The 12,897-nt window shown below is 65.4% G+C and carries 12 protein-coding genes and 3 tRNA genes; 5 read left to right on the forward strand and 10 right to left on the reverse strand.

Annotated elements, in window-relative coordinates:
- Nucleotides 1–226 precede the first annotated feature (226 nt).
- The 3 genes from SOM10_RS14695 to SOM10_RS14705 form a co-directional block, all read right to left on the reverse strand.
- A complete protein-coding gene (locus SOM10_RS14695) occupies nucleotides 227–1,447 on the reverse strand; it encodes a TIR domain-containing protein (protein WP_320490754.1) in 1,221 nt (406 codons plus the stop codon).
- Between the two features lie 121 nt (nucleotides 1,448–1,568).
- Nucleotides 1,569–2,477, reverse strand: a complete 909-nt coding sequence (locus SOM10_RS14700; RefSeq protein ID WP_320490756.1) for a DUF4231 domain-containing protein — start codon at nucleotides 2,475–2,477, stop codon at nucleotides 1,569–1,571.
- 1 nt (nucleotide 2,478) lies between these two features.
- On the reverse strand, nucleotides 2,479–3,030 hold the full coding sequence (locus SOM10_RS14705; RefSeq protein ID WP_320490757.1) for a TIR domain-containing protein: 552 nt from the start codon (nucleotides 3,028–3,030) through the stop codon (nucleotides 2,479–2,481).
- A gap of 507 nt (nucleotides 3,031–3,537) precedes the next feature.
- Between SOM10_RS14705 and SOM10_RS14710 the strand changes: the two genes are divergently transcribed.
- Nucleotides 3,538–3,936 (forward strand): hypothetical protein, encoded by a 399-nt coding sequence (locus tag SOM10_RS14710; RefSeq protein ID WP_045278962.1) that lies wholly within the window; start codon nucleotides 3,538–3,540, stop codon nucleotides 3,934–3,936.
- A 695-nt stretch (nucleotides 3,937–4,631) separates the two neighbouring features.
- On the opposite strand, the gene SOM10_RS14715 is transcribed toward SOM10_RS14710, so the two are convergent.
- From SOM10_RS14715 to SOM10_RS14725, 3 genes are all read right to left on the reverse strand, one after another.
- Nucleotides 4,632–4,704: transfer RNA gene (locus SOM10_RS14715), tRNA-Phe, on the reverse strand.
- A 70-nt stretch (nucleotides 4,705–4,774) separates the two neighbouring features.
- Nucleotides 4,775–4,848, reverse strand: a tRNA-Asp gene (locus SOM10_RS14720).
- Nucleotides 4,849–4,877: 29 nt separating this feature from the next.
- A tRNA-Glu gene (locus SOM10_RS14725) sits at nucleotides 4,878–4,950 on the reverse strand.
- A 211-nt stretch (nucleotides 4,951–5,161) separates the two neighbouring features.
- On the opposite strand from SOM10_RS14725, the gene SOM10_RS14730 reads away from it, so the two are divergent.
- A complete protein-coding gene (locus SOM10_RS14730) occupies nucleotides 5,162–6,529 on the forward strand; it encodes a peptidoglycan DD-metalloendopeptidase family protein (protein ID WP_053098718.1) in 1,368 nt (455 codons plus the stop codon).
- Nucleotides 6,530–6,597: 68 nt separating this feature from the next.
- Here SOM10_RS14730 and SOM10_RS14735 read toward each other — a convergent pair whose 3' ends face one another.
- On the reverse strand, nucleotides 6,598–7,089 hold the full coding sequence (locus SOM10_RS14735; protein ID WP_053098719.1) for an inorganic diphosphatase: 492 nt from the start codon (nucleotides 7,087–7,089) through the stop codon (nucleotides 6,598–6,600).
- A gap of 68 nt (nucleotides 7,090–7,157) precedes the next feature.
- Nucleotides 7,158–8,129, reverse strand: a complete 972-nt coding sequence (locus tag SOM10_RS14740; protein WP_320490763.1) for a LysR family transcriptional regulator — start codon at nucleotides 8,127–8,129, stop codon at nucleotides 7,158–7,160.
- A gap of 111 nt (nucleotides 8,130–8,240) precedes the next feature.
- Between SOM10_RS14740 and SOM10_RS14745 the strand changes: the two genes are divergently transcribed.
- Both SOM10_RS14745 and SOM10_RS14750 read left to right on the forward strand, forming a co-directional pair.
- Nucleotides 8,241–9,620 (forward strand): MFS transporter, encoded by a 1,380-nt coding sequence (locus SOM10_RS14745; RefSeq protein ID WP_320490764.1) that lies wholly within the window; start codon nucleotides 8,241–8,243, stop codon nucleotides 9,618–9,620.
- A complete protein-coding gene (locus SOM10_RS14750; RefSeq protein ID WP_320490766.1) occupies nucleotides 9,617–10,414 on the forward strand; it encodes a 3-hydroxybutyrate dehydrogenase in 798 nt (265 codons plus the stop codon). The genes SOM10_RS14745 and SOM10_RS14750 overlap by 4 nt, the downstream gene beginning before the upstream one ends.
- Here SOM10_RS14750 and SOM10_RS14755 read toward each other — a convergent pair.
- Entirely contained in the window at nucleotides 10,381–11,037 is a 657-nt protein-coding gene (locus SOM10_RS14755) for a TMEM175 family protein (protein WP_320490767.1), read from the reverse strand. The genes SOM10_RS14750 and SOM10_RS14755 overlap by 34 nt on opposite strands.
- A 77-nt stretch (nucleotides 11,038–11,114) precedes the next feature.
- Between SOM10_RS14755 and tilS the strand changes: the two genes are divergently transcribed.
- The gene (gene tilS, locus SOM10_RS14760) at nucleotides 11,115–12,101 is read left to right on the forward strand and encodes a tRNA lysidine(34) synthetase TilS (RefSeq protein WP_053099371.1); all 987 of its coding nucleotides are present in this window, start codon (nucleotides 11,115–11,117) and stop codon (nucleotides 12,099–12,101) included.
- A 93-nt stretch (nucleotides 12,102–12,194) separates the two neighbouring features.
- Here the strand turns inward: tilS and SOM10_RS14765 are convergent, their stop codons facing one another.
- Nucleotides 12,195–12,785, reverse strand: coding sequence for a DUF937 domain-containing protein (locus tag SOM10_RS14765; protein WP_320490768.1), 591 nt, complete (start codon nucleotides 12,783–12,785; stop codon nucleotides 12,195–12,197).
- Nucleotides 12,786–12,897: the final 112 nt, after the last annotated feature.

Genomic DNA, 12,897 nt, shown 5'->3' on the forward strand with positions numbered 1-12,897 from the left:
GTAGAAGCTAGGCGAGGGTTCCTAAGGTGACTGTAATGATCACCCTGTGGCTCCGACGGGCGTCGATCCCGTGACCTCACGATTTTCAGTTGGATGCCGTGGGTCAGCGGGTGCTCGTTGGTCGCCGTTTGCCGCGTGATTCCGCGGAAGTCGTCGTGGTTGGTCTCGACTGGTTGAGGGTGGTTTCAGTGGAGCTACCGGCACAGAACCGGCACAATCGGAGTGTTCATTGACTGTCGAGCGACTCCCACTCTTCGATGATGGTGGAGCCATCCACCATGTTGCGCACGGCGGTTTCATAGCGACGCAGAACGGGGCGGAGGTCGCGGCTGAGTTTCGCGTTGTTCCGTGCCGCGTCAGCTGCGCTTTCGAGACTGCTCATTGCTTCTCGCGAAGTCTGAACCAGGACGCTCAGGTTGTCCTTCAGTTTGGACTTGGCCGCGGCGGCCTCTTCTTCGGGTGACAGGGCAGCGAGCGCGAAGACGCCACGAAACGTTGAATCAATACGCAGGAGCCCAGAAGCATAGTCTTTGGAGAGACGTTCCAGTTCTGACAACTCTGGTTCAACCTCTGCCGCGAGTTCGCGCGCAATGACAATCTTGCGGGCAAATGCGTCGGGCCGAGTGTTCGCCTGGTTCATCCGCGCGGTTGCCGCCTGAACTTTTGTGTTGAACTCCGTGATTACAGGCCCGAGATTCGATAGCGTGTCGGTCCAAGCCTCCATCGCGGGCTGGGCATCAGCGACGAGGTCGAGCAAGCCTGGCGCATCGTCGTCATCGTCTTCTTCGATTTCGGGGAGTGCTGGAGTAGTTACCTCGTTCTGAGGCAGGAGGGGATCGGATACGGACGGCGCCGAAACCACTCCAGCAGCTCGGTCCTCCGCGGGGAGGAGCGGAGCTTGGGAACCGAGCGCACCCGATGAGGGCGTAGATCCGGACTCCGACTCAAGGCTCGTCGCAAGCTGCGCAAGTCGTGCGGCAAGTCGGTTTACTGCGATGCGATGCTCGGCGGAGTGCTCGTCGACGAGCCTCATCCCATCCCAGAGCTCGTATTGCATGCGAGCAGCTACCGCTTTGAGCTCATCAGGGCTCTCTTCGGTGAGGTCCACGACGGGGATGTATCGAATCGACATGAGCAACTGCTGCAGTCCTAGAGCTTTGGCCGATCGGACGAACTGGGACAGTTCCTTGCGGCACTCCTCGCGAAGGAAGTATGTCGGGGTGAGGATCGGAATGAAGAATGATGTCTCTTGGAGCGCTTGATCCAGCTTTTGTCGGAAGTCATCACCCCAAGCAATCTCGGAGCGATCGGTGAATATCTCGATTGTGGTGCCGGTCAGTAGCTCGTACTCCGAGCGGACCAGGTCCGCCAATCGGAGGATGCGGTCGTTCTCGCGCGTGTTGTCGGCGTGCGCGTAGCTCCAAAAGGCCTTGGCCGTCGTCTCCATGCGCTCACCATATCTGCTTGAAGCGCGGGAGGCAGCGTCACGACCCCCTCGCGGAATCTTGCCCCCAGTGATCTAGGGACTGGGAGATGGCGAATGTCGGCGTTGACGCTCGAGCGCGTGGCTAAAGCTGGGCGCGACCGACATCCTCGTTGACTTCGCCTCGTGATGCCAGCCACATAGTGTGCTCGCGACTGATCGCCTCTTCCGCGTCCGCGACGGACTGCGCCCACGTGGCCTCTGAGTTCGCGGACCTAACTGAGACCATCTGTCGCTCGAGTTCGGCAGCAGTGAGAGAATACGCAGCGCGGAGCGTTGAGTGCTGCTTAACAGCTAGCCACGCAGCGCCCGCCCCGATCAGCGCGGCAAGTATGCCAGCTACGTCAATCTCCCAGCCGGCGAAAACTCGACCAGCTGCGAGGACAACCGCAATCACTTCAGCTGCAATGAGGGAAACCCTCCAAAACACGGCCCGCGATCTATTGAACTTGGCCTTGTCCGTGTACCAGTCGCGCTGGGCTCGTGTTCGATCGCGGAGATAGGTAACGCGCCTGTTCTCCAGACTTGACCTTCGGAGCGCAATCATCCCATCGGACGGTGCTGTGGCGTCACCTTTTGGTAGCTGTACTGAATCTGTTACTTGTCGCGCGACCTGGATCACCCTCTGGCGGAACAGCGAATCCGCAGCCTCATCCCCTAGCGATAAGAAGAACGGGTCTGCTCCGACTGAGAACCGCCAACTTAGAGTCTTTGCGGACTCCGCGCCCGCGCGGGCCTGGTACCAGCGTTTCTCTGGCGTCGCCAGGGCGAGAAAAAGCTCTGAGATTAACGCCACGAGAAAACCTATGAGGGCAATCCACGCCCAGACGTCAATCTGGTGAAGCGTCAGACTGAACGCGCCGCCAACCGCAGCTGCGACTGCACCGCCCAGGCGTGCTTGAGTCGCTCTAAGTGTTGCGCGCTGCGCTGCGTTCGATTCCATATCTGCTTCGCGGAAGAACGCGGGGAGGTCGGAATCCTGCAATGTGCTCATGTCAAACCGAACGGTTGCGCGAGTACAGGAGTCTCGTGTTGTCGACGACGTCGGCGTGTGTGGTTCGCCTAGCGTACGCGTCATCAATCATCTGGGCGAGGGCATGAGACGAACTTGGGTACTTCATCCATCGTGCGTAGCCGCTCTCGCCGTCTACGTTGTCGTCGATTCGCTCGGGAACCCGTCGGCCGGCGACGCTCGCGATCGATGGCAGTGTGATCGCGACCAACCCGTTGCGCTTGCTCGTCGATGTGTTGCGAAGGGAGGCGGCGACCTCCCAGTCCACGAATTGCCGACTCCACGTATGTTTCCCGATGAGCACCAGCGTCACCGTGCTATCTCGAAGATACAAATCACGGATACGTTGTTTGATGTACCCGCCGTCGGTGCTCTTGATCACATCTCCGGCCATCGATGCACCGATTCCTCGCGAGATGAGGATGTTGCGGTCGTGGTCAAAGTAGTCGATGAACGCCGCAACTTCAGCCTCGTCCGCGTGGTGATAGGAGATGAAGGTCTTGTGTCGGGTGTACGGCGTGAGGAGGCTCGACATTTGCGCCATTCTTGTGGTGGGCCAGATTGGCACCAACCATATCGTGCGGTGCGCCGTGACAGTGGCGTCGCCGAGGAGCGCCCGGACCGCAGCGTAGCGAGGACCGGACGCACCGCAGGTGGCGCCGCCGGTCGGAGGCCGGCCTTGAATGAGTAAAGAAAGTTCTCACACCTTAGGTCCGGCTCGAACGCTGCAGCCCATGCACCTGATGTCGTGCGCTGACTTGCCGCAGCACTGATGCGCGCTCGGCGACCGGATGCTAGATCGAACCCGTCTGGAGCTCGCTCGTCTGGAGCGCGCCGACTACCGCGAGAATCCCGTGCCAGTCTGCGGCAGATTTTCGCCCTCTGAAGAGGATCGTTCTTTGCCTTTCGATCGAGATCTTGGGGTGCTTGTGCGCCTCCTTTGGTGCTGAGCACCGAAAACCGCGGCAGGTCTGTCGGGGTGTCTTCGCAGTCTTGAGCTGTACCCGCAGTTGCGGGAACACAACTCAAACAGGAGGACACCATGGCAATCCAGACATCCATCCCAGTCAACTTCGAGGCGTACTTCCCGCGCGGGGCCTTCATGGTCGGCGAGGTCGAGCCCGTCGTGAAGTGGTCGGACGACGGACAGCGTCAGGGGCAGGATCTCGACAAGAACACCGGTCACCCTCTGTGGCAGGTTCGCGTAATCGACGCCGATCCCGACGCTCGCAAGGGACAGAACGAGGTCACCGTCAAGCTCGCGAGCATCGCGGAGCCAACTGCCCCGCCTGAGGCCAACGGTCTCCCGTTCCGCCCGGTGTTCTTCGAGGGGTTGTCCGTCACCCCGTACGTCAAGGAGACAGGCGGACGCCCCCGTGTCGCGTACTCACTCCGCGCAGCAGAAATGAAGCCCGCTCCGAAGTCCCGCGGCGGTGAGTGATGGCCTATCCGCGCCCCGTGCTTCGCCAGTACTGGGCGGGGGAGACGCCCCGGCTGTGGCGCATTGGTCGATGGATGCTCGGAATCGCATTGATTCTGACGCCGTTCGCCTTCTTCCTCCAAACCCCGCGAAACGTGATCGTGCTCCTGATCGTCGCCATGATTGTCGTCGTTGTCGGACGGCGGCTGCTGGCTGGTCGCGACATGCATGCAGTCCTGTTGCGTCGGTGGCAGAGAGAGATGTCCTTGCATGTGCAGGCAGCACGGCCGGCTCTCGCGCACACGCTGCGCTTGCAGATTCGAACCCTCGACGGACGGACGATCTTCGCGGGTCTTGGGACTCCCCGTTGGGAAGGGATGTCGCTGGTTGCCTCTGTCTCTCTTCCGCAGGGGCTCGTGCGTGAGGAACGTGTCCGCGAGCGACCGGATTGCGCAGGCATTCTCCGAGCTCCGAGCCTCCTTGCGCGGACTGCAGATCAGTTCACTCCCGTTGCGCCTAGAAACTAACGACAGGCTCAGGCGGTTGATCACATCGCCTCTGGGCGGGAGCTGGACGGCGGGGCAATCGCGATCCGGATCCCCGACCGAGTGAGAACGGACTGTAGAGCGGTTCGTCTCGTCGCCCAGGAAAAGCGGAAACCCCCGCCATGTAGAAGCTAGGCGAGGGTTCCTAAGGTGACTGTAATGATCACCCTGTGGCTCCGACGGGCGTCGATCCCGTGACCTCACGATTTTCAGTCGTGCGCTCTACCAACTGAGCTACAGAGCCATGCGACCGGCTAGACCTGTCGCATCTAGACGAAAGGCCCTTCTCGAAGAAAAGGGCCCGTCGCTTAGAGCGACCCTGACGGGACTTGAACCCGCGACCTCCGCCGTGACAGGGCGGCACGCTAACCAACTGCGCTACAGGGCCATACTTGTTTTCAATTGTACCGGAAGGAGTGACCCCAACGGGATTCGAACCCGTGCTACCGCCGTGAAAGGGCGGCGTCCTAGGCCGCTAAACGATGGGGCCGAAGTCTGTCCCGGAGGACTTCCTTGCCGACGCTCAAGCATAAGGGAAGATCTGAGCAAAACGCGAATCGAGGGCGAGCCTGCTGTCTCCCGGGCGTGTTCAGGAGGACGATGGACTCACATCGCTGTGCCCTCTCCCGCTGTCCGCCCCCTGGTGCGGATGTGAAAGAAGTTGTTAGTGTGGCATCTGTGAAACCGGCGAAAGGGGCCGTGTGAACGACCATCACTCCACGTCGGATGCTGCTGCGGCGGCGTCCGACGACTGCGGCTGCGCGCCGACCCCTGCGGAGAGCCGCGCGTTCTGGAAGGACCGTTCGGTCACCCGTCGCAGCGCCCTCACATTCGGCGCGCTCAGCGTCGTCGCCCTCAGCGCCTTCGGCGTCTCCTCAGGAGTGACCGCCGCGTACGCAGCCTCGTACCCCAGCTGGGACGACGTGCAGAACGCCATGAACAACGAGTCCGCGAAGGCAGCGGAGGTCACGCGCATCGAGGGACTCATCCAGTCGCTCAAGCAGCGGGTGGCGGATGCGCAGGCCAAGGCCGTGCTCGCGGGCGAGGAGTACAACGCCGCGCAGCTCGCCTACTTCGATGCCATCGCCGTCGCGGAGGAGCTCCAGTCGAAGGCCGATGAGCAGGCCGTCGCCGCCGATGACGCCACGAAGAAGGCGGCCCAGCTCGCGGCGCAGCTGTATCGCAATGGCGGCGACGACACCGCCCTCGAGCTGTTCTTCGCCGGCTCGGCCGACAACGCCGACCAGCTGCTCTCGCGTCTCGGCACGATGGACAAGGTCTATCAGTACAACCAGACGGTGCACGACAACGCGGTCGCTGCCCGCAACTCGGCCCAGCAGCTCACCGATCAGGCTGTCGTCGCCCGCACGGAGCGCGATCGCCTGCAGCAGATCGCCGAGCAGAAGATGATCGAGGCTCAGGCCGCTGCGGACGCCGCTCAGGCTGCGCTCGACGAGCAGTCGGCGAACCTCGCGACGATGCAGGCACAGCTCTCAGCCCTGAAAGACGCCACGGCGACGACCGTGGCCGGGTACAAGGAGGGCGTGCGCGTCGCGGAGGAGGAGCGCAAGCGTCGCGAAGCGGCCGAGGCCGCGGCAGCCGCCGCAGGCAACGGCGGCGGAGGAGGTGGCGGCGGAGGCGTCGGCGGCTCGCCGGGTTCCGGCGGCTGGGTTCGACCGCACGGAGGACACCGGAGTGCCGGATTCGGCCCCCGGCCCAAGCCCTGCGCAGCCTGCTCCGGCTACCACTACGGCGTCGACCTCGCGAACGGGTGCGGCGCGGCGATCTATGCTGCGCAGTCCGGAACCGTCGACTACGCCGGTCCGCGCGGCAACTACGGCAACTACATCCGCATCCAGCACGGTGGGGGAGTCTCCTCCGGCTATGCCCACATCAGGGACGGCGGCTTCGCCGTCCGCAGCGGGTCATGGGTCAACTCCGGTCAGGTCATCGCCTATGCCGGCAACACCGGAGCATCCGTCGGCTGCCACCTGCACTTCGAGGTGTACATCAACGGCGCGTACACCAACCCGATCACGTTCCTCGCGGATCGCGGCGTCTCGGTCTGAGATCGACCACGACGAGAAGACCCCCGGCCGCTGAGCGGAACCGGGGGTCTTCTCGTCGGAGCCTGGGGTCAGTGACCCTGCTCGCCGAAGCGGACGATCGCCTCGTCGAGGATGCGCTGCGCCTCTGCGGCGTCGCCCCATGCGTCGACCTTGACCCACTTGTTGGGCTCGAGGTCCTTGTAGTGCTCGAAGAAGTGCTCGATCTCCTTCTTGGTGTACTCGGCGACGTCGCCGATGTCCTGGATGTGGGCCCAACGGGGGTCCTTCGACAGCACGGCGACGAGCTTGTCGTCTCCGCCGGCCTCGTCGCTCATCTTGAGCACGGCGACCGGGCGCACCTCGACGACGACGCCGGGGTAGATGGCGTGGTCGAGGAGCACGAGAACGTCGAGCGGGTCGCCGTCCTCGCCGAGGGTGTTGTCGAAGTAGCCGTAGTCGGCGGGGTACCCGAAGGTCGTGTAGAGCACGCGGTCGAGGTGCACTCGTCCGGTCTCGTGGTCGACCTCGTACTTCACGCGGCTGCCGCGCGGGATCTCGATGACGGCGTCGTGTGCGCCCATGCGTGTGCTCCTCAGAAATGACGGTTGGATGCCGCGCACTAGCCTAGCCGGGCCTTCGACGGGTGCTGTCAGCGTTCGGCGGGCGGGGCGATGCCGAGCAGCGCATCCTGGACGGCCGCCGTGCGGTCGCGGATGGCGGCAGCCACCGCGGCGACCGCGGGCTGACGCAGCGAGTCCGGACGCAGCACCATCCAGTAGGGCAGGCGCTCGGCGAAGTCGTCGGGGAGGAGCCGCACCAGATCGGCGTGGCCGTCGGCCAGGAAGCACGGAAGGAAGCCGATCCCCGCGCCGGCGCGTGTGGCCTCGACATGGACGAAGACGTTGGTCGAGCTGAGCGAATCCGGCATCCCCGGCACGAGTCGTCGAGGAGCATCCAGATCGTCGACCTGGAGCATCGAATCGACGAAGTAGACCAGTGGATGCCTGCTCAGCTCATGGGAGTCGCCGGGCGTCCCGTGCTCGTCCAGGTACCCGTGCGACGCGTACATGCCCAAGGTGTAGAAGCCGAGTCGGATGGCCTCGGCGCGGTGCACCTGCGGTTCTCCGACCACCACTTCCAAGTCCAGCCCGGAACGGTACTGCAGAGCCCGCCGGGTGACGTTGACGATCTCGACGCTGAGTCTCGGATACTTTCGCCGCAGCTGCGCGACCGCGGGCGCGATGACGAACGCACTGAACCCGTCGGTGGCGGAGATCCGCACGACCCCGGCTATCTGATCGGACTCGGCTTCTCCTTCATGGATCGTCGCCACCGCCGTCTCCACGTCCTCGGCGGCGCGCACCGCCCGACGCCCGAGGTCCGTCAACTCCCACCCTCCCGAGCTGCGGGCGAGGACCCGCCCGCCCAGGACTCTCTCCAATGCGGCGATGCGTCGCGAGACTGTCGTGTGATTCAGACCCAGGCTCTGGCCGGCAGTCGTGTAGCGACCGGTGCGCGACACGGCGAGAAGGATGAGGAGATCGTCAGCGTGCGGCTCGGAGGTACTCGGGGAAGATGTCACATCTGCAATTGTGCACTCCGTCTCTGCTCGACTGGTCATTGGCGCACAAAGCCGGGCATGCACATACTGGCGGAGGCCGCCCGCAGACGGGATACCGGCCCGCCAGGCAGCCGTCGACGAGGACGCTGCAGAACACGAAGGAGTGCATTCATGGGCGTCGAGCAACCGGCCGACTCGCAGGTCGAGACCCGAACATCCGGGCTGAAGAAGATCGTGGCCGCCTCGATGGTGGGCACGGTGGTGGAGTGGTACGAGTTCTTCCTCTACGCCACCGCCGCATCGCTCGTCTTCGGCACCTTCTTCTTCCCCAACGCCGGCACCGAGCTCGACGGCATCATCGCCGCATTCCTGACCTACGCGGTCGGATTCATCGCCCGTCCGCTCGGCGGCATCGTGTTCGGCCAGATCGGCGACAAGCTCGGCCGCAAGCACACCCTGCAGATCACCATCATCCTCGTCGGGGTCGCGACCTTCCTGATGGGGTGCCTGCCCGGCTTCGATTCGATCGGCTACTGGGCGCCGGCGCTGCTCGTGCTCCTGCGATTCATCCAGGGGTTCGCCGTCGGCGGTGAATGGGGCGGTGCCGTGCTGCTGGTCGCCGAGCAGAGCCCCGACAGGTCTCGCGCGTTCTGGTCGAGCTGGCCCCAGGCCGCCGTCCCGGTGGGCAACCTGCTGGCGACCCTGGTGCTGCTCGGCATGTCCTGGGCGCTTCCCGCCGACCAGTTCCTGAGCTGGGGATGGCGCGTGGCGTTCTGGGTCTCGGCGATCGTCGTCGTCATCGGCTATTACATCCGCCGGCACGTCAGCGAGGCGCCCATCTTCCTCGAGGCCCGCGCACAGGTCGAGGCCGACAAGGCCGTGAGCTACGGAGTCCTCGAGGTCGTGCGCAAGTACCCGCGGGGCATCTTCGGAGCCATGGGCCTGCGCTTCGCGGAGAACATCCTGTACTACATCATCGTCTCGTTCACGATCGTGTACCTGAAGACGGTGCACGCCTACGACACGAGTCAGCTGCTGCTGGCGCTTCTGGTCGCGCATGCCATCCACTTCGTCGTGATCCCGCAGGTCGGCCGGCTCTCGGACGCCTGGGGACGCAAGCCCGTCTACCTCGCCGGCGCGGTGCTCGGAGCCAGCTGGGCGTTCTTCGCCTTCCCGATGTTCGACACCCAGAACCCGTTCGTGATCATCGCGGCGGTCACGATCGGTCTGTGCTTCCACGCGCTCATGTATGCGGGGCAGCCGGCGATCATGGCCGAGATGTTCCCGACCCGCATGCGCTATTCCGGCGTCTCCCTGGGGTACCAGGTCACCTCGATCGTCGCGGGCTCGCTCGCGCCGATCATCGCCACGGCCCTGCTGCAGGACTTCGGCTCGTGGCTGCCGGTGGCGATCTACGTCGCGGCAGCTTGCGCCGTCACCGCGGTTGCGGTGGTCACCCTCAGGGAGACCCGCGGGGTGTCCCTGCACGACATCGATGACGCGGATGCACGCAAGCACGGGCTGAACACTCCCCGGGTGAGCGCGGCATGACCGAGCGAAGCATCGAGCGGCCGGGTTCGGCCGGTCTGTCGCTGAGCGGCCGCCGCGCCCTGGTGACGGGAGGCGCCAGCGGGATCGGCCTGGCGGTCGTGCGAGCATTGGCCGCGCGTGGCGCTCACGTCGTGGTCGCAGACAAGGATCGCGCGCAGTGCGAGGCCGCCGCGGCCGACGTCGGAGGCTCGAGCTGGGTGGTCGATCTGCTGGAGCCGGCCGCCGTCACCGACGACCGGCTGGCCGACGTGCTGGCCGGTGTCGACATCCTGGTGAACAACGCCGGGATCCAGCACATCAGCCCGATCCAGGATTTCGATCCCGAGGACTTCCGACGGATCGTGACCCTCATGTTGGAGGTTCCGTTCCTGCTGATCCGCGCGGCTCTGCCGGAGATGTACGCGAACGGGTTCGGCCGGATCGTGAACGTCTCATCGGTGCACGGACTGCGCGCATCGCCCTACAAGTCCGCCTACGTCGCGGCCAAGCACGGGCTGGAGGGACTGTCGAAGGCCACCGCGCTCGAAGGCGGGGAGCACGGCGTCACCAGCAACTGCGTCAACCCCGGCTACGTGCGCACGGCGCTGGTCGAGAAGCAGCTGTCTGACCAGGCGCGTGTGCACGGCATCCCTGAAGCCGAGGTGCTGGCGAAGATCATGCTGACCGAAAGCGCGATCAAGCGCCTGATCGAGCCCGACGAGGTGGCATCGCTGGTCGCCTGGCTGGCGAGCGACGAGGCGTCGATGGTCACCGGGGCGAGCTATGCGATGGACGGCGGCTGGTCGGCGCGATGAGGAACGATCCGCGTCCAGAGCCGATCCAGGAGCGATGACAGAGGTCCGGTGAGCCAGAGCAGCAGCAGGGCGAGGTACCCCGCCCCTCCGAGGCTGATCGCCAGCAGCATCGCCACCGCCGAGAGCAGGATCGAGGCGATGTCGGCGGCGGCACCGTGACGGATGCGGGAGGGCGGCGTCTTCGTCAGGTCAGGGTGCCGCAGCAGATAGATGCGCGCGCCGAGCGTGGTGATCTGCGTGGCGATGAGCGTGCCGATGTAGAGGACCACCTGCAGTGGGTCGGTGTCCATCTGACCGAGCATCGCCGTAGGCACCGGCAGCCAGACGATCGTCGCCATCCAGGCCACGTTGAGCCAGAGAAGCGGTCTCGTGATCCGCGTGACCTCGTCGTACTGTCGGTGGTGCCCCATCCAGAAATTGGCGATGAGGACGAAACTCAGCCCGAAGCTCAGCAGCTGTCCTGCATGCTCCTGCAAGAACTCGGCGGTGCCCAGACCTCCGGCGGCGGCCTCGGACACGGACTCCATCAGCGGCAGGATCAGCAGCGTCATCGCGATGGCGACGACCGCGTCGACGAACGCCTTGAATCGTTCGGTCCTGAACCGCAGCACGTGATCCGTCACGGCGCCAGGCTAGAGCGCGATGCCCGTCGAGCGCGAGCGCTGTGCGGTGATCCGTCCCCGTGATCTACCGTTGGTCTGTGCCGTCGCTCTCTCCCGTCATCGCCGAGATCCGCCTCGCCGTGCGCACCGCGCTCGCCGATCTGCCCGAGGGGTCGACAGTCGTCGTCGCTCTCTCCGGGGGAGCGGACTCCCTCGCGCTCGCCGCGGCGACCGCTTTCGAGGCGCCCAAGCTCGGGCTTCGGGTGGGCACGCTCACCGTCGACCATGGGCTGCAGAACGGGTCGGATGCCGTCGCCGCGCGCGCTGCGAGAGCGGCGGCCGCGCTGGGGCTCGACGCGCTGGTCGTGCGCGTGGAGGTCGGCGCTGACGGAGGCCCTGAGGCAGCGGCGCGAGACGCGCGGTACCGGGTGCTGAAGGACGCCGCGACGGATGCCGGTGCGGCGGCCGTGATCCTCGGGCATACGCTCGACGACCAGGCCGAGACGGTGCTGCTCGGTCTCGCACGCGGATCCGGCGCCGCGAGCCTGCAGGGGATGGCTCCCGTGCGAGAGGACGATGACGGACTGCGCTGGGTGCGCCCGATGCTCGGGGTGCGGCGCGAGACCACACGAGCGTTCTGCGCGGAATCCGATCTCGAGGTCTGGGACGACCCGCACAACACAGAGGATCGGTTCGCCCGGGTGCGGGTGCGCGACCGGGTCCTTCCGGTGCTCGAGACCGAGCTCGGCCCCGGCATCGCCGAGGCGCTCGCGCGCACCGCCGAGCAGCTGCGCGAAGACGCCGAGGCGTTCGACGAGATGATCCACGAGACGATCGAGGACATCGTCGAGCACGCCGAGGCGGGGATCTCCGTGAGCGTCGCCGCACTCGCCGCGAACCCCGCCGCTCTCCGCAACCGCATCATCCGACTCGTGGTCGACAGCGAGTTCGGCGTGAGCCTGACCCGATCGCAGACCCTCGAGGTCGCTCGTCTGGCGATCGACTGGTCGGGCCAGGGGCCCATCGATCTGCCGGGGTGCTCGGCGGCTCGAGCGGGCGGTCGCATCGTGTTCACCGCGCGCTGAGCCGCGGCATCCCACCCTCGCAGAGACGGAGAACCCCCGCGGTCTCCTCCTCAGGAGGGGACCGCAGGGGTGTCGTCCAGCAGGCTGGCGGGGCTACTTCTTTCCGCCCAGCAGGCCGCCGAGGATGTCTCCGATTCCGCCGCCGCCCGACGAGCTTCCGCCGCCGAGGATGCCGCCGAGGATGTCTCCGATTCCGCCGCCGCCGGACGAGCTTCCGCTGCCGAGGATGCCGCCGATGACGTCACCGATTCCGCCGCCGCCCGACTGCGACTCTGCAGGCGCGGACTTCGCGGACTTGTCCCTGGTGGCGTTGGCGATCAGGCCCATCACGATCGGAGCGAGGATCGGAAGGAGCTTGCCGAAGTCGATGCCGGCGGTCTCCTTCGATTCGGTGAGCTTCTGGGCGACCTTCTGCTCGTCGTCGCCGAGGATGTGCGAGACGATCTTGCCGCCGTCGGTCTGATCGATGTCGTCGACCTTCGCCGCACCGGTCCGTCCCTCGTGGCGCTTGAGCGCGTTCTCGATCGCGGAGGAGCCCTCAGCGGTCGAGGCGTTCTTGGCGAGGCCGCCGAGCAGCACCGCTCCGCCCTGTTCGACCGCCTCCTTGGCGACGTCGGGGGAGACTCCGAGCTTCGCGGCGATGTCGTCGATCGGGACCTGCTTCAGGATGTCGTCGAGAGCCATGGGTGAATCCTTCCGTCCGGGGCGTCCGCCCGTCACACCGTCAGAGTAGTGGGGATGCCGGCGCGCATCCGGAATTCTGGTCGACGATCTGCGGATGCTGTGCAGGACCATG

It is taken from the genome of Microbacterium sp. CFBP9023, from assembly GCF_034045055.1.
Lineage (GTDB): Bacteria > Actinomycetota > Actinomycetes > Actinomycetales > Microbacteriaceae > Microbacterium.

Coding starts and splice junctions, on each gene's coding strand:
- SOM10_RS14710 (WP_045278962.1), top strand. CDS start 3,538: ATGGCAATCCAGACATCCATCCCAGTCAACTTCGAGGCGTACTTCCCG.
- SOM10_RS14750 (WP_320490766.1), top strand. CDS start 9,617: ATGACCGAGCGAAGCATCGAGCGGCCGGGTTCGGCCGGTCTGTCGCTG.
- SOM10_RS14765 (WP_320490768.1), bottom strand. CDS start 12,785: ATGGCTCTCGACGACATCCTGAAGCAGGTCCCGATCGACGACATCGCC.
- SOM10_RS14745 (WP_320490764.1), top strand. CDS start 8,241: ATGGGCGTCGAGCAACCGGCCGACTCGCAGGTCGAGACCCGAACATCC.
- SOM10_RS14700 (WP_320490756.1), bottom strand. CDS start 2,477: ATGAGCACATTGCAGGATTCCGACCTCCCCGCGTTCTTCCGCGAAGCA.
- SOM10_RS14705 (WP_320490757.1), bottom strand. CDS start 3,030: ATGTCGAGCCTCCTCACGCCGTACACCCGACACAAGACCTTCATCTCC.
- SOM10_RS14740 (WP_320490763.1), bottom strand. CDS start 8,129: ATGACCAGTCGAGCAGAGACGGAGTGCACAATTGCAGATGTGACATCT.
- SOM10_RS14735 (WP_053098719.1), bottom strand. CDS start 7,089: ATGGGCGCACACGACGCCGTCATCGAGATCCCGCGCGGCAGCCGCGTG.
- SOM10_RS14695 (WP_320490754.1), bottom strand. CDS start 1,447: ATGGAGACGACGGCCAAGGCCTTTTGGAGCTACGCGCACGCCGACAAC.